At 40.2% G+C, this 21512-nt stretch carries 22 protein-coding genes and 1 riboswitch; of the genes, 12 read left to right on the forward strand and 10 right to left on the reverse strand.

The annotated features are described in order from the left end of the window. Window positions 1-46 precede the first annotated feature (46 nt). The 4 genes from rlmH (at window position 47) to ACOV1Q_RS09645 (ending at window position 3827) form a co-directional block, all read left to right on the forward strand. Window positions 47-520, forward strand: a complete 474-nt coding sequence (gene rlmH, locus ACOV1Q_RS09630) for a 23S rRNA (pseudouridine(1915)-N(3))-methyltransferase RlmH (protein WP_424494166.1) — start codon at window positions 47-49, stop codon at window positions 518-520. A gap of 30 nt (window positions 521-550) precedes the next feature. After that, window positions 551-1123 (forward strand): non-canonical purine NTP diphosphatase, encoded by a 573-nt coding sequence (locus ACOV1Q_RS09635; protein WP_424494320.1) that lies wholly within the window; start codon window positions 551-553, stop codon window positions 1121-1123. A 76-nt stretch (window positions 1124-1199) separates the two neighbouring features. Continuing rightward, entirely contained in the window at window positions 1200-2999 is a 1800-nt protein-coding gene (locus ACOV1Q_RS09640) for a DEAD/DEAH box helicase (protein WP_424494167.1), read from the forward strand. Window positions 3000-3071: 72 nt separating this feature from the next. Continuing rightward, on the forward strand, window positions 3072-3827 hold the full coding sequence (locus ACOV1Q_RS09645; protein WP_424494168.1) for a carboxypeptidase-like regulatory domain-containing protein: 756 nt from the start codon (window positions 3072-3074) through the stop codon (window positions 3825-3827). A gap of 72 nt (window positions 3828-3899) precedes the next feature. On the opposite strand, the gene ACOV1Q_RS09650 is transcribed toward ACOV1Q_RS09645, so the two are convergent. Both ACOV1Q_RS09650 and ACOV1Q_RS09655 read right to left on the reverse strand, forming a co-directional pair. After that, window positions 3900-4433 (reverse strand): SRPBCC family protein, encoded by a 534-nt coding sequence (locus ACOV1Q_RS09650; protein WP_424494169.1) that lies wholly within the window; start codon window positions 4431-4433, stop codon window positions 3900-3902. Window positions 4434-4465: 32 nt separating this feature from the next. After that, on the reverse strand, window positions 4466-5122 hold the full coding sequence (locus ACOV1Q_RS09655; RefSeq protein ID WP_424494170.1) for a TrmH family RNA methyltransferase: 657 nt from the start codon (window positions 5120-5122) through the stop codon (window positions 4466-4468). Between the two features lie 118 nt (window positions 5123-5240). Here ACOV1Q_RS09655 and ACOV1Q_RS09660 point away from each other — a divergent pair, with 118 nt between their 5' ends. Next, window positions 5241-5924: an SIR2 family NAD-dependent protein deacylase gene (locus tag ACOV1Q_RS09660; RefSeq protein ID WP_424494171.1), complete on the forward strand. Its 684-nt coding sequence runs from the start codon at window positions 5241-5243 to the stop codon at window positions 5922-5924. A gap of 113 nt (window positions 5925-6037) precedes the next feature. Continuing rightward, entirely contained in the window at window positions 6038-7375 is a 1338-nt protein-coding gene (purB, locus tag ACOV1Q_RS09665; protein WP_424494172.1) for an adenylosuccinate lyase, read from the forward strand. Between the two features lie 150 nt (window positions 7376-7525). Here the strand turns inward: purB and ACOV1Q_RS09670 are convergent, their stop codons facing one another. From ACOV1Q_RS09670 to ACOV1Q_RS09685, 4 genes are read right to left on the reverse strand one after another with little or no spacing between them, the layout of a single operon-like run. Next, window positions 7526-8059: a DUF4252 domain-containing protein gene (locus ACOV1Q_RS09670; RefSeq protein WP_424494173.1), complete on the reverse strand. Its 534-nt coding sequence runs from the start codon at window positions 8057-8059 to the stop codon at window positions 7526-7528. Between the two features lie 8 nt (window positions 8060-8067). Then, the gene (locus tag ACOV1Q_RS09675; protein WP_424494174.1) at window positions 8068-8592 is read right to left on the reverse strand and encodes a DUF4252 domain-containing protein; all 525 of its coding nucleotides are present in this window, start codon (window positions 8590-8592) and stop codon (window positions 8068-8070) included. Between the two features lie 23 nt (window positions 8593-8615). Beyond that, window positions 8616-9059 (reverse strand): hypothetical protein, encoded by a 444-nt coding sequence (locus tag ACOV1Q_RS09680; RefSeq protein ID WP_424494175.1) that lies wholly within the window; start codon window positions 9057-9059, stop codon window positions 8616-8618. Further along, on the reverse strand, window positions 9040-9555 hold the full coding sequence (locus tag ACOV1Q_RS09685) for an RNA polymerase sigma factor (protein ID WP_424494176.1): 516 nt from the start codon (window positions 9553-9555) through the stop codon (window positions 9040-9042). The genes ACOV1Q_RS09680 and ACOV1Q_RS09685 overlap by 20 nt, the downstream gene beginning before the upstream one ends. A gap of 131 nt (window positions 9556-9686) precedes the next feature. Here ACOV1Q_RS09685 and ACOV1Q_RS09690 point away from each other — a divergent pair, with 131 nt between their 5' ends. Together ACOV1Q_RS09690 and ACOV1Q_RS09695 are read left to right on the forward strand one after the other, a co-directional pair. Continuing rightward, complete coding sequence (locus tag ACOV1Q_RS09690) at window positions 9687-11117, forward strand: S41 family peptidase (protein WP_424494177.1); 1431 nt, start codon at window positions 9687-9689, stop codon at window positions 11115-11117. Between the two features lie 88 nt (window positions 11118-11205). Then, window positions 11206-12705, forward strand: a complete 1500-nt coding sequence (locus ACOV1Q_RS09695; RefSeq protein ID WP_424494178.1) for a S41 family peptidase — start codon at window positions 11206-11208, stop codon at window positions 12703-12705. 71 nt (window positions 12706-12776) lie between these two features. Here the strand turns inward: ACOV1Q_RS09695 and ACOV1Q_RS09700 are convergent, their stop codons facing one another. Together ACOV1Q_RS09700 and ACOV1Q_RS09705 are read right to left on the reverse strand one after the other, a co-directional pair. Continuing rightward, window positions 12777-13817, reverse strand: a complete 1041-nt coding sequence (locus ACOV1Q_RS09700) for a DUF5074 domain-containing protein (RefSeq protein ID WP_424494179.1) — start codon at window positions 13815-13817, stop codon at window positions 12777-12779. A gap of 4 nt (window positions 13818-13821) precedes the next feature. Then, window positions 13822-15663: a TonB-dependent receptor plug domain-containing protein gene (locus ACOV1Q_RS09705; protein ID WP_424494180.1), complete on the reverse strand. Its 1842-nt coding sequence runs from the start codon at window positions 15661-15663 to the stop codon at window positions 13822-13824. A gap of 30 nt (window positions 15664-15693) precedes the next feature. Beyond that, window positions 15694-16067, reverse strand: a riboswitch (cobalamin riboswitch). Between the two features lie 6 nt (window positions 16068-16073). Here ACOV1Q_RS09705 and ACOV1Q_RS09710 point away from each other — a divergent pair. The 3 genes from ACOV1Q_RS09710 to ACOV1Q_RS09720 are packed head-to-tail and all read left to right on the forward strand — an operon-like array spanning window position 16074 to window position 19106. Beyond that, entirely contained in the window at window positions 16074-17270 is a 1197-nt protein-coding gene (locus ACOV1Q_RS09710) for an ABC transporter substrate-binding protein (RefSeq protein ID WP_424494181.1), read from the forward strand. Further along, window positions 17271-18302 carry a FecCD family ABC transporter permease gene (locus ACOV1Q_RS09715; RefSeq protein ID WP_424494182.1) on the forward strand — a complete coding sequence of 344 codons (1032 nt, stop codon included), beginning with the start codon at window positions 17271-17273 and terminating at the stop codon, window positions 18300-18302. Between the two features lie 9 nt (window positions 18303-18311). Continuing rightward, a complete protein-coding gene (locus tag ACOV1Q_RS09720) occupies window positions 18312-19106 on the forward strand; it encodes an ABC transporter ATP-binding protein (RefSeq protein ID WP_424494183.1) in 795 nt (264 codons plus the stop codon). A 104-nt stretch (window positions 19107-19210) separates the two neighbouring features. Here ACOV1Q_RS09720 and ACOV1Q_RS09725 read toward each other — a convergent pair whose 3' ends face one another. Together ACOV1Q_RS09725 and ACOV1Q_RS09730 are read right to left on the reverse strand one after the other, a co-directional pair. Next, on the reverse strand, window positions 19211-19633 hold the full coding sequence (locus ACOV1Q_RS09725) for a type II toxin-antitoxin system VapC family toxin (RefSeq protein ID WP_424494184.1): 423 nt from the start codon (window positions 19631-19633) through the stop codon (window positions 19211-19213). Then, window positions 19634-19882, reverse strand: coding sequence for a DUF6364 family protein (locus ACOV1Q_RS09730; RefSeq protein ID WP_424494185.1), 249 nt, complete (start codon window positions 19880-19882; stop codon window positions 19634-19636). Between the two features lie 182 nt (window positions 19883-20064). Between ACOV1Q_RS09730 and ACOV1Q_RS09735 the strand changes: the two genes are divergently transcribed. Next, a complete protein-coding gene (locus ACOV1Q_RS09735) occupies window positions 20065-21471 on the forward strand; it encodes a DNA recombination protein RmuC (protein ID WP_424494186.1) in 1407 nt (468 codons plus the stop codon). Window positions 21472-21512: the final 41 nt, after the last annotated feature.

The following is a 21512-nucleotide window of genomic DNA, read 5'->3' on the forward strand; positions in this document are numbered from 1 at the left end:
GTCCTTATTTTTGCTAAAGTTACAAAGTAAACACTAATTTAACTGCATGACCATAAAATTGCTCGCCATAGGAAAAACCGATGATCACATGCTGCAACATCTCATTGATACCTATGTAAACCGGCTGGGGCATTACAATAAATTTGAAGTAGAAATAATTTCCGATCTTAAGAAGACGAAAAACCTTGATACTAAACAGCAGAAAATAAAGGAAGGAAAGCTCATTTTAGAGAAGTTATCTGCTTCAGATTTTGTGGTACTTCTTGATGAGAACGGAAAACAATATTCTTCGGAAGGATTTTCAGAATTTATTCAGAAGCGGTTAAACAGCGGCATGAAACAATTATTCTTTATCATTGGCGGGCCCTATGGATTTTCAGATGAAGTCTACAAGCAGGCCCAGGCTAAACTTTCTCTTTCAAAAATGACATTTTCACATCAAATGGTACGCTTATTTTTTGTAGAACAACTTTACCGCGCCTTTACCATCCTTAAAAACGAACCATACCATCACAAATAGCTTATGGAAACAAAAACCTCACCTGCAACAATAGAATTGGTTTTCGCTACACAAAACCGCAACAAAATGGAAGAGATCCAGGCACTCATGCCCTCAAATGTAAAACTTCTATGCCTAAAAGACATTAATTGCACCGAGGATATTCCTGAGACCGCAGAAACTATTGACGGAAATGCCATTTTAAAAGCTGAATATGTAAAGAATAAATTAGGCTATGATTGTTTTGCAGATGATACTGGTTTAATGGTAGACGCTTTAGACGGTGAACCCGGAGTTTATTCTGCAAGATATGCCGGGGAACATAAAAATGACATAGCCAACATGGAAAAGCTCCTAACGAACATGGAAGGCAAAAAGAACAGGAAAGCACGTTTTAAAACGGTCATTGCCCTCAATCTCAACGAGCACGAAATTCTTTTTACCGGCATTTGCACAGGAACGATTACCACTCAACCACGCGGAGACCAAGGTTTTGGTTATGACCCTGTATTTCAACCAGATGGATCTAATAAGACTTTTGCCGAAATGACACTTCTGGAAAAATCACAGCTCAGCCATCGCAGTAAAGCTGTTCGCGAATTGATTGATTACCTGGCACATTAAGGCCGCTTTTTATTCGCTAAAGATTTATCTAATAAGCTGCTAACTTATATGTACCTTTGCAGCTTATTATATTTATATGAACAAATTTGAATTACTAGGGTTGAATGATGCCTTACTCAAAGCTATTGAAGACATGGGCTTCGAAAGCCCGAGTGAAGTGCAGGAAAAAGCAATCCCAATTTTACTGCAGGAAGAGACAGATATCGTCGCTCTTGCTCAAACCGGAACCGGAAAAACTGCTGCTTTTGGTTTTCCGCTTATCCAGAAAATAAACGCAGAAAGCAAAAAGACACAGGGGCTTATTCTTTCCCCAACTCGTGAATTGTGTTTACAAATCACCAACGAACTACAAAACTACTCGAAATACTTTAAAGGTTTGAATACCGTGGCCATATACGGTGGCGCAAGTATTACAGAGCAGGCCAGCCAGATTAAGCGTGGAGCTCAAATTATTGTGGCCACACCTGGACGTATGCAGGATATGGTCAACAGGAAGCTGGTTGACATTTCTTCTATCGACTACTGCGTGCTTGATGAGGCAGATGAAATGCTGAACATGGGATTCTTTGAAGATATTACCGCTATTTTATCTCATACTCCCTCAGAAAAGAATACCTGGTTGTTCTCGGCGACCATGCCGAAAGAGGTTGCGATCATTGCCAAGAAATTCATGAACAATCCTATTGAAATTACAGTAGGAACAAAAAATAAGGGAACTTCAAACGTTTCTCATGAATATTACGTGGTAAACGCCAGAGACCGTTATGCCGCTTTAAAAAGATTATCTGATGCAAATCCTGATATATTTTCGGTGGTTTTTTGCCGAACCAAAAGGGATACGCAAAAGGTTGCTGAACAATTGATTGAAGATGGTTATAACGCAGCTGCCTTACACGGTGATTTAAGCCAGAATCAACGAGATCTTGTGATGAAAAGCTTCAGAGCACGTCAAATACAAACCCTTGTTGCTACAGATGTTGCCGCAAGAGGAATTGATGTTGATGATATCACCCACGTGATCCATTACCAGTTACCCGATGAGCCTGAAGTGTACACGCACCGTAGCGGTCGTACAGGAAGAGCCGGAAAAAGTGGGGTTTCCATGGTAATTGCGGCAAAAAGTGAAGTACGAAAGATCAAGGGAATTGAGCGAATTATTGGTCAGAATTTTGAGAAAAAGGAAATTCCGGGTGGTCTCGAAATTTGTGAAGTACAATTGTTCCACCTCGCAAATCAAATCAAGAATACCGAGATCAATCATGAGATCGACCGGTACCTCAACGGGTTAAATGAAGTACTGGAGGATTACAGTAAGGAAGAATTGATCAAAAAATTCTTCTCTGTGGAATTCACCAGGTTCTTTAATTACTACAATAACGCATCAGATCTTAATGCAAAAGCCTCCAATGACAGAAATGAAGATTCCGGTGACACCACTCGTTTCTTTATTAATGTAGGTGCAAAAGACGATTTTGACTGGATGACATTAAAAGATTTCCTTAAAGCTACTCTGGAACTGGGAAGAGATGATGTCAACCGGGTAGAAGTAAAGAATAATTTCTCCTTTTTCAATGTAGATGCTTCTGTAGCAGATAAAGTAATCGCCACATTTGATAATTTTGAGTACCAGGGTCGCCAGGTAAACGTAGAGATCACCAAAAGCTCCCCGAGAGGTGGCGGCGGTGGAAGACGAAATTTTGATAGTGGAGGAAGAAAAAAGAAAACTTTTGAAAAGTCTAAAAGCTTTGACAAACCATCTTCTGGAAAAGGAAGAAGAAGATCTTCAGATGCTCCTGCAGGAAAGAGCAGTAAAAAAGGTGGTGGAAGAAGCGGTAATATAGAAAGCTCCATTAAAAGAAGACGATCAAAAAAATAAACAATAAAATTCAGGAAAATCAAACTTTGGTACGATTTTCCTGAATCCCTTTTTATTTTTAAGCAGCATACCATGAAATATTTTTTCGTCCCCCTTTTTCTTCTGTTCAGCATCATTTGCTATGGCCAGGATTCTACCATGGTCGTAGGAAAAGTGCTTAACGCGGCCAATGATGTTCCTATAGAAAATGCGCATGTCGTAAACCTTAATCAGGTAGTAGGTGCAGTGACCAATGAAGAGGGAGCATTTAATATAAAGGCATCTGTAAATGATACGCTGTATTTCTCCTATTTGGGATTTAAATCAATCCAGGTAAGGGTGACCAATGACTGGATGAAATATGGTGAGGTAAAAGTAAAAATGACCGAGCTGGGAATAGCGCTGGAGGAAGTAGTCGTAAGACCAATCCAGCTTACAGGTTATCTTGAGATTGATGCCAGGAATATTCCTATTTATGAAAATTATCGCTACAGTATTTCCGGGCTTAATTCTGGTTATGAAGGTGGTGATCGCAGCCCGAATGCTGTTTCACGTGTTTTGGGAGCAGTTTTTAATCCGGCAGATGCTTTATATAATCTCTTCGGAAAAAAACCAAAGGAAATGAAGAAGCTGCGGGAAATGAAAGACGATGATGCGATTCGAAATTTACTGCAGTCTAAATTTGACAGGCAAACTTTAATGGCATTACTGCAGGTGAATCGTCTTGATATCGACGAAATTCTTAGGCGCTGCGACTATTCCAAAGACTTTATTGAATCTGCAAATGATTTGCAGATACTCGATGCCATAAGTGGATGCTATGAAGAGTACAAGCTTCTCAACCGGTAAACCTTAAGGTTCCAAAAATGACAAAAATCCCGGACTTTTTAAAGTCCGGGATTTTTATTTATGAAGTAAAAATTATTTACTTTCCAGATTTTTCTTTAAGTTCTGCAAGCTGACATCAAAATGTTTCCCAATTGCTTTTTCGAGGCTATAAAAAAGAGTAACCACAGAAGCTGGAAATTTATGGGAGCCGCGAATGCCCCATACAAGTTTCGTTCGCTCCGGCTCCACTTCCTTGACTGCAAAATATTGCATGCTTATGGACTTGTAAGGTTTTAAAAACAATAACTGTGTCTCCATTAATTTACCTTCTTTAATTTTGGTGATTCGCTGTATTCCCTCACCGGTTTTGCGATGGTCTCCTTTCCAGTACGAAGAAGCCCCAAGTTTTCCATCTTCTCCTTTAAACTTGGTGATCACATTGGGATTTTCTCTGTACCATTGCATCCATAAAGGCTGTTTTTGAAGCTGCCTTATATAGGCATATACTTCCGCTTTTGGTCGGTTAATAATAATGATCCTGTTTAAATCGTACGTCTTTTTAGACCATGCATGGAGAAAGGCCACAAACGTGATCAGCCCAATAATAATATAAAAGAATAGTGTCATATTGCGACCTTAGGGGATCTAAAAATATGCAATTATTGTGATGCCTGAAAGGCTTCTATAAGATCTGCTGAATTTTTCAGGTTTTTTATCGCCCATTCATATCTCTTCTGAAGTTTTTCCTCCTCCAAAAATCTCCAGTCTACATCGCTTTTACGAAGCCTCGCCGTAATATCCTGTAGAATGATGGCTGCAGAAACCGAAATATTCAAACTCTCTGTAAATCCCACCATGGGGATACGAATAAAATCATCGGCTTCTTCCATTACTTCCGTGGAAAGCCCTTCTGTTTCGGTTCCGAAGAAAACAGCCGCGGGAGCATCAATATCAAAATCCTGAAGCGCCTTTCCCTTATGTGGAGAAGTTGCAACGATGCGATACCCTTTTTCCCGTAAGGCTTCGATACAGTCTATTGAAGAATGATAGCGGTTAATGTCTACCCATTTCTGGGCTCCCATAGCGATCTCCCTATCAATTTTCTTCAGGTTCACTTCTTCTACCACATGCACATTTTGAATTCCGAATACATCACAACTTCTTATGACGGCGCTGGTATTGTGCAACTGGTAAACGTCCTGAGTTGCCACGGTAAAATGATTGGTCCTGCTTTCAATCACCTTGCTAAACAATTCTCTTCTTCTTGGGGTAAGTTTTGATTCGAGGAAATCAACCAGTGCTGCAGTTACTTTCATGCTGCGAAAATAGTAAATCTCCAACGAAATATGCTCTTTTGCAGCTACCACAAATTCCGCCAGACTCTATGAAATCCCGTGTAAGTTTCCTATTTTATTCTCCTAAAATTACATGTACATGAAGAAAGCAGTTGTACTTACCGGCGCCGGAATTTCTGCCGAAAGCGGAATTAATACCTTTAGAGATGCAGATGGCCTGTGGGAAGGCCATGATGTAATGGAAGTCGCGTCACCTATGGGCTGGAGAAAAAACCAGGAACTGGTGCTGGATTTCTACAACAAAAGAAGACGCCAGTTAAAAACTGTGCAACCCAATGCTGGTCATTTTGCCTTAAGAGATCTGGAAGAAAAATATGATGTACAGATAATTACTCAGAATGTGGACAATCTTCATGAAAAAGCCGGCAGTCAAAACGTGCTCCACCTGCACGGTGAGCTCATGAAGGTGCGCAGTACCTTTGACGAAGATCTTGTCATGGATTGGGAGGATGACCTCAATAAAGGAGATTTTTGCGAACACAACCACCAGCTGCGTCCACACGTGGTTTGGTTTGGGGAAGCAGTACCAATGATGGAAAGGGCAATGGAAGAAACCACCAAAGCAGATATTCTTTTAATCATTGGGACGAGCATGCAGGTTTATCCCGCGGCTAGTTTGATACATTACGCTCCCAATGGAATCCCCGTCTATTTTATTGATCCAAAACCTGCAGTTGATGAAAAAAGGAACCTTAAAGTCATTGCTGAAAAAGCTTCTGTGGGTGTGCCAATGGTGGTGCAAGAATTACTTAAGAAAAAATAAGGTTTGAAAAAATGACATTTTAAGCAGCTTTTTTCCGAAGTAATTATTAGGCATGGCTTTCGGGAATAAACCTGAAGCCGTATCTTTACTCCTTTAATTTTTAACCGAACCAAATGACTGCCCTTCAAGCAATTTCTCCTATAGACGGACGATATTTTCAAAAAACCAAACAGTTATCTGCCTTTTTTAGCGAAGAAGCCCTTATCCGTTATCGAGTAAAGGTGGAAATAGAGTATTTTATCGCACTTTGCGAACTTCCGTTGCCTCAACTCAAAGATGTAGCTTCTGAAACATTTCCAAAACTGCGAAAAATCTATCAGGATTTCTCTTCTGAAGATGCTGTTGCGGTGAAAGAGATTGAAAAGGTCACTAACCACGATGTAAAGGCGGTAGAATATTTCATTAAAGATAAATTTGACGCGCTGGGCCTTGAAAAGTCTAAAGAATTTATACATTTTGGACTAACTTCACAAGACATCAACAACACGGCAATCCCGTTAAGTATCAAAGATGCCCTGGAAAAAGTGTATTTTCCTGAACTTGAAAAACTGGTAAAAAAACTATCTGAACTTTCTGAAGAATGGAAAGAAATCCCCATGCTGGCAAGAACGCATGGCCAACCTGCTTCGCCAACTCGTTTAGGAAAAGAAGTTGCTGTTTTTGTTGAAAGAATTCGTGCTCAAAATGACCTTTTAAAGGAAATTCCTGCTGCGGCGAAATTTGGCGGGGCTACAGGAAATTTTAATGCTCATAAAGTGGCATACCCTTCAATTGACTGGAAAAAATTCGGGACTTCATATGTAGAAGATACCCTGGAGCTGCACCACTCCTTCCCTACTACGCAAATTGAGCATTATGATCATATGGCTGCGCTTTTTGACGGACTAAAAAGAATCAACACCATCATCCTGGATCTCGACAAAGACATTTGGTCTTATGTTTCTATGGATTACTTCAAGCAAAAGATCAAAAAAGGGGAAGTCGGTTCTTCGGCCATGCCTCATAAAGTGAACCCGATAGATTTCGAAAACAGCGAAGGAAATTTAGGTATTGCAAATGCCCTTTTTGAGCATTTAGCGGCAAAACTTCCTGTAAGCAGGTTGCAGCGTGACCTTACAGACAGTACTGTCTTACGGGCTGTTGGAGTTCCTTTTGGACATACGCTCATTGGCTTTGCCTCCACACTAAAGGGCCTCGGAAAATTACTTTTGAATAAAGAAAAATTGAATGCCGATCTTGAAAATAACTGGGCGGTGGTTGCCGAAGCCATTCAAACCATCCTTAGGCGAGAAGGTTACGCAAATCCATATGAAGCTTTGAAAGGGCTTACCAGGACAAATGAAGCAATCAATAAAAAGAGTATTTCAGATTTTATTGACCAGCTGGAGGTTTCCGAAGAAGTCAAAAAGGAGTTGAAGGGAATTACTCCTCAGAATTACACGGGGATTTAAAATTAAAAAGACCGCCTAAAAGCTGATTTTTCGTCCTCCTGAACTATTTGTGATTATACAGACTCCAATCTTTATAATTATCTCAAATAACAGAAACGAATTTTCAGCTTTTCAGCAGTCTTGTGTATAGGCTATTAAAGCCGGAAGATTTTAATTTTTAAAGGTGCTAAGGGCTTCCAGTCCTTGTAAATTTAGATCTCCTTTATTAAAAGATTTCACCAGTTTTATGAGTGCGGCAGGTTCCATATTATTCCCCAAAATGCGGGCAACGGCAAAACCTTTTTCCTCATCAGATCCAAAGACGATGAATTCGTCAATCGCATCTTCTTCTCCCAGGTAATAGAGTTCAGCTTTTCGCGTTCCTCCACCATACTTGATCAAGGTTTTATATTTTTCAGCCTGCAGGATTTCGGCCAGCTTTTCCCTTTCCTGATCATAAGTAGCCTTGTTTTTATCATTCATGGGATATGCCATAAGATTGACCTTTCGAATGGTTTCCAGAGTAGCTTTTTGTTCAGCGTCCAATTCAGCTACATCTGCAGAGAGTAAACTTGCAGGAATATCAAGCGCCATGAATTGATTGTTATCCTGGTTTTGAACATAATACTCCTGGAGCGTCGTCTCATTGTCGCAGGAAAGGAAAATTAATCCCACAGCTACAATTATTACTTTAAAGGTTTTCATCTCTTAATTTAGTTTGTATCTATGTTCTCCAATTCTTCTCCACCAGGGATTTGTAGATCTTGTGCAAGTTTTGAAACCTGTGTAAGATTGATATCTCCCGTAATATTAAGGATCACCGAAACCGGCGTCTTTTCATCCTGTCCTTCCATGAACATAAATAACTGACTCACATAATCGTCATTTCGTCCCGGCTTATAATAGAATTTTACATTTTTCCCATCGCTGGAAACACGCATTAATTCTTCCATGGATCCATTTTTCAAATAAGAATTCACATCGGCTGCCATTTGACGGCGTACACTGGCCTGTTTCGATGTAAAAACTTTTATTTCTTCAAGATTCTCAATAAGATCAATATATTGCTGTGTTTCAGGATCATCGGCATTGAGATCTATCTTGGTAAGTAGTTTAAACATTTTACTGGTAATGACTACCGCATCAACTTCTTTCATATTCTCATACTTCGCGAAGTTTTGTGCCCCCGCCAGGAAGGGTAGTAAAAATGCGCAGGTTGCAATTATTAGCTTTTTCATTAGTTCTAGGATTTAGATTTAGTTTATTTTCTTGAAATTTTATTTGTTGCGTTATTGAATTCTTTTAAATACCCAAGGTCTTCTGTCCCGGTGTTCATATATTGAGAGACCATTTGTAATGCTTCCTTGGTTTTTTGCATAGCCAGTTCGGGGTCTTCATAAGAGCCAAACTCTGTAACCTCATTAGGCTGCTGAAAGAAAAGCCCTGCAGCGAGAACGACCGAGGCAGCTACTGCCACCCAGGAATATACTTTCTTTCTGCCATGGCTTTGGGCCTCAAGGCGAACATCTCCAGTATAATGCTCTTCTTTGGCGGCACTAAAGTAGTCGAACATTGGCGTGTACTCCTGTAAATGAGGCGCTACTTTGCCCGACTTAAAATATTCTCTTAACCTGGATTCTTCCTGAAGCGAAGTCTCGCCTTCTAGATATTTCTTGATCAGGTTGTCAATTACTTTTGATTCCATAGCGGTGTCTTTTTATCATTTCTTCCCTTATTTTTTTTCGTGCCCGGGACAAGGCGACCCTTATTGCAGTTTGCTGCATTTCGGTCATTTCTGCAATCTCGTCATAGTCATATTGCTCCACTTCGCGAAGCTGAATAAGCACCTTCTGTTGTTCTGGTAAGGTTTCAATAATCTTCTTTACCCTGTCCAAATCATCCTGCACCTCTACTTTCCTTTGCAGCGACGGGTTTCCGTCATCATAGTTACTGTGGACGATTCGCAGGTTGTTGTTTGACTTCAGTTTCAATTGATCCAGGCAATAATTCTTTGTAACCGTCATCGCAAAAGCCTCCAGGTTGTCATAAGAGGATAATTTTTGCTTTCTGCTCCACAATTTCATCATGACCTCCTGTATCGCATCTTCTGCAGCCTCTTTTGAAACAAGCAGTCTTAATGCCATCCGGTACATTTTATCCTTGACCGGATTCATAAGATCTATGAACGTATTCTCTTTCATTCGTGGTTGGTTAAAAGGCCATTTTCAGGCGCTCTTATAATTACGACGGACCAAAAACAATATTGTTACAAAAAGTTTTTAATTATCCTGAAACTCTTTACTTTTAAGCACTTATGAGCAGCTGTAAATCTATGAAAAGCATTAGAATAATAATCCTCTCCTTTCTCTTCGGAAATCTGTTCTTTTCCTGTTCACAAGATATGGATGATGTGGTCGATAATGCCTCCACCCTTGAAGTAAATCAATTTATCTGGAAGGGCTTGAACAATATCTACCTTTATAAGTATGATGTCCCTCAACTTCAGGACGACTACTTCGGAAGTAATCAAGAACTAAATGATTATCTAAGAAGTTTTAATTCACCCGAAGATTTGTTTGACGCACTGCTCGCCCCTCAGGACCGCTTCAGCTTCCTGGTAGACGATTATATTGAGCTTGAAAATGCATTGGAAGGAATCGCTCTTACCAATGGTATGGAATACGGACTGGTAAGAATATCAAATAATTCCTCCCTGGTTCTGGGCTACGTGAGGTATGTTCTTCCTAATACCTCGGCCTCCAAAAATGGTATTCAGCGCGGAGATTTATTTCATACAGTGAACGGGCAGCAGTTAACTACCGAAAATTACAGGCAGTTGCTGGCAGAACCTCAATATACCATCGGTTTTGCTCATTTAGAAGATACTAATATCATTTCCACAGGTCAAAGCGTTAGCCTTGTAAAGGAACAATATACTGAAAACCCCATCTTTTTTGCAGATGTCCTGGAGACAGGTCAGGGTAACGTGGGTTATCTTATGTACAACAGCTTTTCGAGCAGTTTTGATGATGAACTAAATGCTGTTTTCGCCAGGTACAAGGCTGAAGGTGTTACAAACCTTATCTTAGACCTGCGATACAATGGTGGAGGCTCTGTAGAATCTGCTACAGATCTTGCCAGTATGATCACCGGCCAATTTACGGGAGAAGTTTTTTCTACCGAACAATGGAACGAAGATTATCAAACTTATTTTGAAGAAAACAATCCTTCAGAATTGATAAATCGCTTCGACAATAAAATAAGAACGGGCGAAAGCATCAACAACCTTTTCCTTTCAAACGTATATATCATAACTAGTTTAAGGACAGCTTCGGCCAGCGAACTGGTAATTAACGGGCTTATGCCATATATTGATGTGGTACAGGTTGGTGATACCACTACAGGAAAATTTCAGGCTTCGGTAACTTTATATGATTCCCCAGATTTTGGTCGAAGAGGTGCCAACCCTTCTCATACTTATGCTATACAACCCCTCATCTACAAATCTGCAAATGCAGCAGGTGTCACCGATTTTTTAGAGGGTTTAGCTCCCGATGTTGTCATTATTGAAGATATTACCAATCTTGGCACAATTGGTGATTTAAATGAACCCTTGCTGCAGGCCAGCCTGCAACACATTAAAGGAGAGCCCTTTAAAGTGAAGAGAAAAGGGAATATTTTTGAGATAGTTGGGGAAAGCGGGATGGATTCACCCTTGTATAAAAACATGTATGAAACCGCCAACTATCTAGAAATAGAATAATTAAGAACATTTAACTTTTTTTTAAAATTACTTTTTTCTTTCTTCCGAATGTGTTTATTTTTAGCTTCTTAAAAATCAAAAACTACTTATGAAAAAGACCAGTTTATTATTACCATTCTTCGCGCTTGCTTTTCTTTTTACCTCCTGCTCCCAGGATGATGAAATAAAAAAAGTTGAAGAAGGAGAAGGAACCGAAAACCCTGAAAAAGATACCAGAAATCTTGAAATAGAGGAGTTCATATATGCCGGAATGAATGAGATTTATCTTTACAAAGCCGATGTTCCTGAACTTGGAGATAGTTATTTTACTACAGAAAAAGAGAGGAGAGATTTTCTCGATTCATTTGACTCTCCTGAAGAACTTTATGACGGAATCCAGTCCGCTGATGACCGTTTTAGCTTCCTGACCTCCAATTATGTAGCACTGGAAAACAGTTTTGCAGGAAAAAGTACCACCAATGGAATGCAACTGGCTCTAAGTCTTTACGGGGGTAATAAAATTCTTGCTATTGTAAATTATGTGCTGCCAAATACTTCTGCAGAGGCAGAAGGAATTAAACGTGGCGATGCTTTCACAACTATTGATGGGCAGCAAATGAACTTAAGTAATTACCAGAGTTTAATGGGCTCTTCGACCTATACTATTACTTTGGCAGACCTTCGGGATAACACCATATATCAATCTGAAGAGACTGTAACCTTAACTAAAGCCGAGTATAATACCAATCCTGTCTATATCACCAAAACTCTGGATGTGGAAGGTACTAAGGTAGGATACCTCATGTACAACAGTTTTACTGCAGATTATGATGAACAATTAAACAATGCTTTTGCTGAACTGCAGGGACAGGGAATCTCTGAGCTTGTACTTGATCTAAGGTACAATGGAGGTGGTTCTGTAGCCAGTGCTGTTGGTTTGGCGGGAATGATCACCGGCCAGTACAAGGATCAAGTTTTTCTTAAACAACAATGGAATGATAAGTATCAAAATGCATGGTCTGAGGAGAGCTATATTGATAGATTTCGAGATAACATTACACTCAACAGAGGTAAAGATGATGCACGAGATGTTCCGCTTAACAGTTTAGGGTTGAGCAGGGTATACACACTTACCACGGGTCGTACAGCATCGGCGAGTGAACTTGTAATCAACGGGCTAGATCCTTATATTGATGTGATACAGGTTGGTGATACTACAACAGGTAAATTTCAGGCTTCTGTAACATTATATGACAGCCCTAATTTTGGACGTTCGGGTGCCAATGAAAATCATACCTACGCTATCCAGCCTTTGGTTTACAAATCTGCAAATGCTGACGGCGTAAGCGATTATGTGGATGGGCTTGCCCCCGATATTTTAGTTGAGGAAGATCTTAACAACATGGGCACCCTTGGTGACGAGAACGAACTTCTTTTACAGGCAGCGTTAAATGACATTGCCAATATCCCTCAAAACAAAGCTGCAGCTGCAATGGCTAAAAGAGCTTCTAGAAAATTCAAGTTCATTGGAGAAACCGGAATGAACGAACCGGATTATCAAAAAATGTACATTGAAAAACTTCCTGAAACTTTTAAAAGGAGTAACTAAAACCTCCTTTTTGAATAATAAAAAATCCCGCAATTGCTGCGGGATTTTTTTTGCTCTAATAATTCCTAAGATTAATTATTGAAGTAGAAGCCGTTTGGAGCAATTCCTACAGCAATTTCTTCCAAAAGCTCTCCTCCTATTGAATAAATGTAAATGGAACTGTTTGATGAATAATCCCCGCTGTCTGCGACATAAATTCTTCCACCTTGTACTTCAAATCCATATAAATTACTAAAAGATTCTGAACCACTAATAGTAATGATCGCATTTTCCGCAGGTTCCGTAGCATCCGCTCCTACCATATATACGTCACTATTGATCGTGTAATAAATAACATCATTATCAACATCAAGCTCACCGGCACCGGTCAAATCTTCAGAAAAAGTAATTTCAGAAACTATTTCTCCACTCCCTAAATCTCTCACCTGCAGTCCACCTTCACTAAGTGCATAAATACGGTTCTCGTAAATTTCAAAATCGTTTAATGCTGCGTTTGCCTCTATCGTTCTTTCAATGGCTTTAGTTTCAGGATTGAATACACTTATATTATTACTACCGTTTCCAAAAGCTGCATTTTGAATATAAAGAAGTCCATCTTCTGCAATAACCGTTTCTGCAACGTCACCAATAACAATTGTTTCCTCTATTTCAAGAGTTTCCACATCTATCACCACGAGGTAGTCATCGGTATAATTGTCCCACGCACCGTGATTGGTTACATAAGCTTTCCCATCTACAACTGCACCATATCTTGGCCCCTGCAATCCTGTGTCAACTTTACCTACCAGTTCAAAAGTGTACCGGTCAACAACTGTAATTACATTGGAACCACTAATAATAAAAGCCAGTTCATCTGTAAAGAACATTGATTGTGCATATTGCCCTATATCATCTCCTTCATTAACAGCAGCATATATATCATTTTCAACAGTTTGCAAGTCATCGCTAATGTAAGTAACAGATCCTATTCCGCCTTCATTCAACACGAATAGTCCGTTATTATAATCCCCTTCAGAAATGGGTTCCGGAGTAATAGTGTCATCATCATTACTACACGAGTTCAACAGGAATATTCCCATTAATCCAGATAAAAATAGTTTGCTAATTTTCATAGTCTTAAAAATTAAGGTTTAGATATATACTAAAATTGATTCCCGGCATCCACCGGTTTTCTACACTCTCATAGGCTTCATTAAAAAGATTAAAAACCCTTGCCCCCATCCTGTAATTTTGATTTGCTCCAAATCTGTAGGAAGCACCAAGATTTGAAACCAAATAGCTTTCCAGGTTGTACTGTGAATCATTGTCTGACCGGGTGTAAACTTCGCCGTTAAATAGAAACTGATAATCCAGTTCCAATCTCTTATAAGAGTATGCAATAGCAGCCGTAGCTTTATGATACGGGACATAAATGAGCTGGTTGTGTGTTTGTTTGTTTTCGGAAACCGTGAAGGCATAAGTCCCTGCAAGGTTTAAAAACCCATAATTTCTAAAATCCTTTTTCCAGTTAAGTACCCCTTCCACCCCGTAGGTTTGTACCTCATCTTCGTTCTCTGGTCGCCATGCACCGTCACTACCAGGGAGCCAGCGAATCATGTTATCTATATCTATATAATAAGCCGTCACGTTCAACTCCACATCCTGCCAGGAAAAGCGGTTCCCAATCTCTCCCTGCAAGGAAGTTTCAGCAGCTAAATCAAGATTTCCGGAAGAAGACCAGTAAAGATCATTATAGGTGGGAATCCTGAAATTTCTTGATGCATTTAGTTTTATCCCGTAAAATTCTGAAAACTGGTAATTCGCACCCGCAGAGAACAATACCGGACTATCATAATTTTTAGTAATTTCTTTTCTAATTCCGGCTTCATAGCTCAACTTCTCATTAAGCCAGTGCTTCAGAAGAAATGCTGCGGAAAATATATTCCTTCTGTTTTCACCAAGATCACTGCCTTCTCCCACAGTATGTGTATTAGTAAGAACAGTATTCAGCTGTAGATTATCTGAAGCTGTATATTTGAATTCGTGTTTAGCAATGAAAGTTTCTGCCTCTCCAAAAGTGAAATTTTCAGACGCAACATTCGCAAAGTACTTGTAATTTTCATCAAGAAAAGCCAGTTTCGCCGAAGAAGTAAAACGAGAGAATTTGCTCTCCCACTCCAGCAAATTGCGGATGTTCAAATCCTGGTATTTTGTTCTAGTTTCAGAAGGTCTTATTAATGAAAAATGGCGTTCTCCATCAAAAAGTTCACTGTAAAAACTAAAGGTATTGCGGCTATTTATCCGATAGGCTATCCCAACACTGAGATTATTATTATAAAATTGTCCATTAATATTCTCTCCTTCATTTTGAGGATATTCGTAATCATTATCTGAATTATTGCGTGCCCCTGAAACACTAAAGCTAACGTCACCTGTCGCCCCTTTTACCTGATACCTTGCATCCAGCGTGTTAAAACTTCCATATTGAACAAAGATGTCATTTTCCAGCTTTTCCCGAAAAGACAGGTTAGTATTCAAATGTACTGTACCTCCAATCGCACCCGTACCATACACCACACTTCCGCCACCACCCCGCACCGCTATTTCATCATAACCTGCAGCATTAATGGTATTAAAATCTGTTTGGCCGTTAAACTGTGAATTGATATTTATGCCATTCCAAAGCACGGCTGTTTGAGAAGCCGTTGTTCCTCTAAAAGAAGGAGAAGACACCATTCCAAGGCCATTTTCTTTAAAGTACACCGGGGTGTTATAATTTAAGACTGAAGTTAGCGTGGGGCGGTTTTTTTTGGTAACAGAATCTGAAATCGTCTGTACCAGCTGTCCGGTTGAAAACACCTTTAGCTCGGCATCAATAAGCACTTCGTCAAGTACATTAATGGAATCCTGCTGCGCAAATACAGAAGAAAACTGCAGCAGCACTAGCATTAATAATAAGTTGAAACGTAATTTTCTCATCTGCCTCTGACTCTTATCCCGAAAGTCTCGATTTTATAGTTGTTTTTGGCAGGTCTCCTGGCTCGCGTCCTGTTTGTTTACCTTCCCATGCACAATGAATTGGCACAGTGGTATTTGAAGTTTTAACAACAGGCATCCCTTTCGGGACTTAGCTTACAGTTGCGGGAACAGCTCAGGCTTATTCGAAGTTGGAGGTGAGAAGTTGAAATTAGAAGTATAATTTCTGGCATTTCACTCACTCTCGTTCTTCAATGGAAAATATTCAAAAAGTTGATTTTACGCTATATTTCTAACTTCGTACCTCGTATTTTCAACTTCAGAGGTTTTCCCCTGATTCCCTTTTAATCAATTCAGATTCCCTATTTCTTCAGGATCTTTATTGAACCAAAGTTTGCACGAAAGTAAACATTTTGTCTTATTTGGCAGCTGAAAAATTAAAAATCTTACTTTTGGTTTCTGAAATGAGATTTACAAGAAACATAACCGGCCTCATCATTTTCTTATGCTTTCTAAGCTGTAAGACTGATGAAAAAGAGAAAACCGAAATTCTTCCGGAAGCAGGAACCGAAATTCCCGTTGAACATGCAAAGGGATTTTCAATTATAGATCACGGCAGTTACAAGATCTTAAGTGTAAAAAATCCCTGGCCCAATGCCAACATCACGTACAGGTATTTATTGGCCGAAGAAGGCTCTGAAATTCCGGAAGGGCTGGAATATGACCAGCGGGTTAATGTTCCCGTGGAAAAGATCGTGGTGACTTCCACCACGCATATTCCCTCGCTGGAAATCCTCAATGAGGAAGAAACTCTCATTGGCTTTCCCGGACTCAACTATATTTCTTCGGAAAAGACCCGGAAAAGGATCAATAACGGTGAAATTACAGAACTGGGGCAGAACGAAGCTATCAATACCGAAGTACTTTTAAACCTGCAACCCGATGTGGTCATTGGCTTTTCCATTGACGGCAGCAGCAAATCTCTCAATACCATTCAAAAAAGCGGAATTCCGGTGGTATTTAATGCCGACTGGACCGAAAGTTCTCCTTTAGGAAAAGCCGAATGGATCAAATTTTTTGGTGCTCTTTACAACAAAACTTCCGAGGCAAATGCCTTTTTTGAGACTGTAGAACAGGATTATTTAGAAGCCAAAGCACTTGCAGAAAATTCAGGTGACCAGCCAACTGTGCTTAGCGGAGCCATGTATAAAGACCGATGGTACCTGCCTTATGGAGACAGCTGGCATGCGCAGTTTATCGAAGATGCCAACGCAAAGTATATCTATGCTGAAACCTCCGGAAATGGCAGTATGGCCCTGGCTTTTGAAACTGTGCTGGAAAAGGCGCAGGATGCAGATTTCTGGATGGGTCCGGCGCAGTTTCAGTCTTATGAAGAAATGCGCAATACCTCGTCCCACTACACCCGTTTTAAGGCCTTTGAAAAAAGAAATATTTACACCTATAGTAGTGAAAAAGGGGAAACCGGCGGAGTTATTTTTTATGAAAGGGCGCCGGTTCGGCCAGATCTGGTTTTGAAAGATCTTATCTCCATTTTCCACCCTGATCTTTTACCCGATTACGAAACCACTTTTTACAAACCGCTTCAATAATTGCAAGTCTCAGGAAAATACAGATTCAGTCTTCTTTTGTTACTGTTGCTGGTTTTAGTGACCGCGTTCCTGAACATTAGTTTTGGGTCTGTAAGTATTCCTTTTAAAGATGTTTTCTCTGTACTCCTTGACGGTGAAGCCGGCAAAGAAAGCTGGAATTATATTATTTTAGAATACCGCTTGCCCAAAGCAGTTACTGCGATCCTTACCGGCTCTGGCTTGGCAGTAAGCGGCATGCTCATGCAAACCATGTTCAGGAATCCGCTGGCGGGGCCTTACGTTTTAGGATTGAGTAGTGGCGCCAGCCTGGGCGTGGCTTTGGTGATCATGGGCGCTTCGATTTTCGGCGGAATTGCATCTGTCCTCATTCTTTCCAACTGGGGACTGGTAATTGCCTCCAGCCTTGGAAGCCTGCTCGTTATGTTGGCTGTGATGGTAGCTTCCATCAGGCTTAAAGATACCATGGCTATTCTTATTATCGGACTCATGTTTGCGAGTCTCACTTCGGCCGTGGTGAGCGTGCTCTCCTATTTTAGCCCGGCCGATAATTTACAGCAGTATATTTTTTGGTCGCTGGGAAGTGTGGGCGATCTTTCCTGGCAGGAAGTGGGAATTCTTTTCATATTCTGGGCACTGGGAATCATCCTCGCCGTCTCTCGTATAAAGAACCTGAACAGCCTTTTATTAGGCGAACAATATGCGAAAAGCATGGGCTTACGCATTAACCGCAACCGGGCAGCTATTATTATTGCCACCAGTTTACTGGCCGGCAGTATCACTGCTTTTGCAGGACCCATCGCTTTTGTAGGTCTTGCGGTACCACACCTCATAAGACAGGTAATACCTGTCAATAATCATAGAATTCTACTGCCCGCCGTCATATTTGGAGGTGCGATTTTAATGTTGCTTTGCGATATCGTGGCGCAACTTCCCGGGAGCGAATACACGCTGCCAATCAACGCCATTACTTCCCTTGTGGGAGCACCGGTGGTGATCTGGCTCCTGGTGAGAAAGAGAAAATTCATTTTTTAGAGGAGGATGATGAACAGCGAAGAAAAAAATACCATTCTGAAGACGGAAAACCTTAGCACCGGTTATCTCCATAAGCGGGAAAAAAAGGTAATTTCTTCGGAAGTAAATGTTGAGCTATTTGAAGGAGAACTCGTGGCGGTGATTGGTATAAACGGAGTCGGTAAATCCACTTTTTTAAGAACCCTTAGCGGCGTGCAACCGGCTTTAGGCGGAAAGATCTTTCTTCAGGAAAAAGACAGGGAGCAAATCGATCCTCCTCAACTGGCTTCATTAATTAGTCTCGTATTAACCGAACAACCTGTTTCCCGCAACCTGCGTGTGGAAGAACTCGTAGCATTAGGAAGACAGCCTTACACTAACTGGATAGGCACGGTAAAAGCTGAAGACAAAAAACACATTCAGCAGGCATTGGAACGGGTGAATATTTTTGAGCTTCGGAAGAAAAAATGCTATGAACTTAGTGACGGGCAGTTCCAAAAAGTGCTTATCGCAAGAGCTTTGGCGCAAAACACGCCGCTGGTAATTTTAGATGAACCCACTTCACATCTCGATATGTACCACAAAGCCCAGGTTTTACAACTCCTGAAAAAACTAAGCCGCGAAACCGGGAAAGCCATTCTTTTTGCAACTCACGAGATCAATCTTGCCATACAGCTCTGCGATAAAATAATCTTGATGCAGCAGGACAAAATTACCCATGACAGCCCCGAAGAACTAGTGTCAAAAAGGGCATTTGAAAATGTCTTCCCAAAAGACCTCATTATCTTCGACCGCGACAGTGAGTCATTTAAAATTAAAACCTGATCGTCAATAGTTCCTGATTTTAAGTTTTGACGGCTACAATCTAAGATCAAGAAAACCCAATGAATTTCATAAGCATTTTTCCCGAAGTTCTTTTTTAGGCGTAGTTATTTTGGCTTGATACTCTGCAAATATTCTTTTGCAGTCATGATTGGAAGCATAGACTTTTTAAAATCTTTTCCATTTCTGGTAATTATAATGTCGCAATTTGAATCTGTGGCACTAAAATATTGTAAAGCATCTTCAAAATCCTTCAAATCAGAGTTCAATCCTTTCTCTATAACGTGCTCATCAAGTTTGCAGATTTCACATATGATTTTAAATTTTCTCAATTTTTCTTGCGCAATTTGTGCAGTCTCAAATTTTGAAATAAAATAATTTATTGTTGCAAATGATATTGGAGAAACAACTATTGTCAATTCTCCTTTATCGGCTAATGACGCTACTTTAGCAATAGAGTCATAGAAAGGTTCTCGTTCCCCGAGTAAATCAAGAATAACATTGGTGTCCAGAAATAATCTCTTTTTCATCTACTTATATTTCTCCAGCAATGAATCTGAATATTCATTTTTTTGATCTAATTCCACCGGAATTTTTGTTCCAGTAGCTAAACTTCTAATGAATGGAGATATTTCTATATCTGATTCCTTATTTTCAGTTGTCAACGACTGTAAATATGCTTCTACGATTCGTGATAAACTCATTTTTTTATCTGAAGCATATCTTTTCGCTCGTTCAATTATTTCCTGGTCAAGTTTTAATGTTAGTTTCCTATCCATAACAAAATGATTGTACGTGTAAAAATAGATAAAATATACGTATAATAGAAATTGGCGAAGATTCTTTTAATTAATTGTGCACAACTCTAGATAAATTAAAAAGCTACTAATTCGCCGCTTCTCACCTCCCATTTCGAGCCGCGTACTTAAAAATAATTATCTTTGAAAAAACTACTTCTTTAATGAATGAAACTATTCTCATTGCGGGTTTTTTAATTGTTTTTGCTGTAGGAGTCTTCATCGGGATCTTTATAGCAAACCTAAAAGGAAAAAGCGCCCAAAGTGCCCTTTCTGAAAGGAATAGTCAGCTAAATATCCAGTTTGAGAATTACAAGGTGCAGGTGTCACAGCAGCTGGAGGAATTGAAACAACAATCCCGGGAAGCAAAACTATCAGTAGAAGAACAACTGAAGGAAGCTTGCGGCGAACGCGAAGAAATCCGAAGAGAAAAGGACTTTTTGAATACCGAACTTACGCGCCGGAATTCAGAATTTGAGAATCTGCTGGAAAGGAATCGGGAGCAAAAGGCCGAAGTAGAAAAACTTCAGGAGCGGTTCAGCAGGGAATTTGAAAATTTGGCCAACAAGATCCTGGATCAGAAATCAGAGAAATTCACACTTCAGAATAAAGAAAACCTTCAGAATATCCTTCATCCATTACAGGAAAAGATCCTGAGCTTCGAGAAAAGAGTGGAAGATACGCATAAAGACAATATTGGCAGGAATTCCCAGCTTCAGGAGCAAATCCGCGGGCTTAAAGAGCTGAATGAGCAAATGAGCAAAGAGGCGGTGAACCTTACAAAGGCTTTGAAAGGTGACAATAAAATGCAGGGCAACTGGGGCGAATTGGTTTTGGAACGCGTGCTGGAAAAATCCGGACTGGAAAAAGACCGGGAATATTTCGTGCAAACGGCTTTTACCACCGAAGAAGGCCGGCGCGTACTGCCGGATGTCGTGATTCACCTGCCCGACAATAAGAAAATGATCATTGATTCGAAAGTTTCCCTCAATGCCTATGAACGGCTGGTCAACGAGGAGGACGAAGCCGAGAAACCAAGGCATCTAAAAGATCATATTACCTCTCTAAAAAGGCATATTGAGCAGCTAAGTTCCAAGAATTATCACGACCTGTATTCTATTGAAAGTCCGTCGTTCGTACTCTTGTTCGTCCCCATTGAACCTGCTTTTGCAGTTGCCATCAATCACGAAAATTCGCTCTATAACTGGGCTTTCGAAAAGAATATCGTCATTGTAACTCCGGCGACCCTGCTGGCAACGCTGCGCACCATTGACAGTATGTGGACCAATGAAAAACAGCAGCGAAACGCCATTGAAATTGCAAAGCAGGCAGGTGCACTTTACGATAAATTTCACGGACTCATGAACGATCTCTCCGGAATAGGTAAGAAAATAGATGAGGCCAGGACGGGTTATAAGGCCGCTATGAACAAGTTGTATGACGGCAACGGAAACCTGATCAACCGCGTGGAAAAATTAAAGAAAATGGGTGCGACCGCAAAAAAAGCACTTCCGGAGACGGTGATCAAAAAAGCTTCGGAATACGAAGAAAACATAGAAAATAAAAATTGAATTGAAAATGTCATTTTTGATACTTCAGATAAATAAACACT

Source organism: Salinimicrobium maris (assembly GCF_049680855.1).
In the GTDB taxonomy this organism is placed as follows: domain Bacteria; phylum Bacteroidota; class Bacteroidia; order Flavobacteriales; family Flavobacteriaceae; genus Salinimicrobium.

Excerpts from the sequence above, each read along its gene's own strand:
- ACOV1Q_RS09720 (WP_424494183.1), top strand. The coding sequence starts at position 18,312 with ATGAACAGCGAAGAAAAAAATACCATTCTGAAGACGGAAAACCTTAGC.
- ACOV1Q_RS09700 (WP_424494179.1), bottom strand. The coding sequence starts at position 13,817 with ATGAAAATTAGCAAACTATTTTTATCTGGATTAATGGGAATATTCCTG.
- ACOV1Q_RS09735 (WP_424494186.1), top strand. The coding sequence starts at position 20,065 with ATGAATGAAACTATTCTCATTGCGGGTTTTTTAATTGTTTTTGCTGTA.
- ACOV1Q_RS09655 (WP_424494170.1), bottom strand. The coding sequence starts at position 5,122 with ATGAAAGTAACTGCAGCACTGGTTGATTTCCTCGAATCAAAACTTACC.
- ACOV1Q_RS09730 (WP_424494185.1), bottom strand. The coding sequence starts at position 19,882 with ATGGATAGGAAACTAACATTAAAACTTGACCAGGAAATAATTGAACGA.
- ACOV1Q_RS09660 (WP_424494171.1), top strand. The coding sequence starts at position 5,241 with ATGAAGAAAGCAGTTGTACTTACCGGCGCCGGAATTTCTGCCGAAAGC.
- ACOV1Q_RS09685 (WP_424494176.1), bottom strand. The coding sequence starts at position 9,555 with ATGAAAGAGAATACGTTCATAGATCTTATGAATCCGGTCAAGGATAAA.
- rlmH (WP_424494166.1), top strand. The coding sequence starts at position 47 with ATGACCATAAAATTGCTCGCCATAGGAAAAACCGATGATCACATGCTG.
- ACOV1Q_RS09705 (WP_424494180.1), bottom strand. The coding sequence starts at position 15,663 with ATGAGAAAATTACGTTTCAACTTATTATTAATGCTAGTGCTGCTGCAG.
- ACOV1Q_RS09695 (WP_424494178.1), top strand. The coding sequence starts at position 11,206 with ATGAAAAAGACCAGTTTATTATTACCATTCTTCGCGCTTGCTTTTCTT.
- ACOV1Q_RS09690 (WP_424494177.1), top strand. The coding sequence starts at position 9,687 with ATGAAAAGCATTAGAATAATAATCCTCTCCTTTCTCTTCGGAAATCTG.
- ACOV1Q_RS09670 (WP_424494173.1), bottom strand. The coding sequence starts at position 8,059 with ATGAAAACCTTTAAAGTAATAATTGTAGCTGTGGGATTAATTTTCCTT.
- ACOV1Q_RS09650 (WP_424494169.1), bottom strand. The coding sequence starts at position 4,433 with ATGACACTATTCTTTTATATTATTATTGGGCTGATCACGTTTGTGGCC.
- purB (WP_424494172.1), top strand. The coding sequence starts at position 6,038 with ATGACTGCCCTTCAAGCAATTTCTCCTATAGACGGACGATATTTTCAA.
- ACOV1Q_RS09640 (WP_424494167.1), top strand. The coding sequence starts at position 1,200 with ATGAACAAATTTGAATTACTAGGGTTGAATGATGCCTTACTCAAAGCT.
- ACOV1Q_RS09675 (WP_424494174.1), bottom strand. The coding sequence starts at position 8,592 with ATGAAAAAGCTAATAATTGCAACCTGCGCATTTTTACTACCCTTCCTG.
- ACOV1Q_RS09645 (WP_424494168.1), top strand. The coding sequence starts at position 3,072 with ATGAAATATTTTTTCGTCCCCCTTTTTCTTCTGTTCAGCATCATTTGC.
- ACOV1Q_RS09680 (WP_424494175.1), bottom strand. The coding sequence starts at position 9,059 with ATGGAATCAAAAGTAATTGACAACCTGATCAAGAAATATCTAGAAGGC.
- ACOV1Q_RS09725 (WP_424494184.1), bottom strand. The coding sequence starts at position 19,633 with ATGAAAAAGAGATTATTTCTGGACACCAATGTTATTCTTGATTTACTC.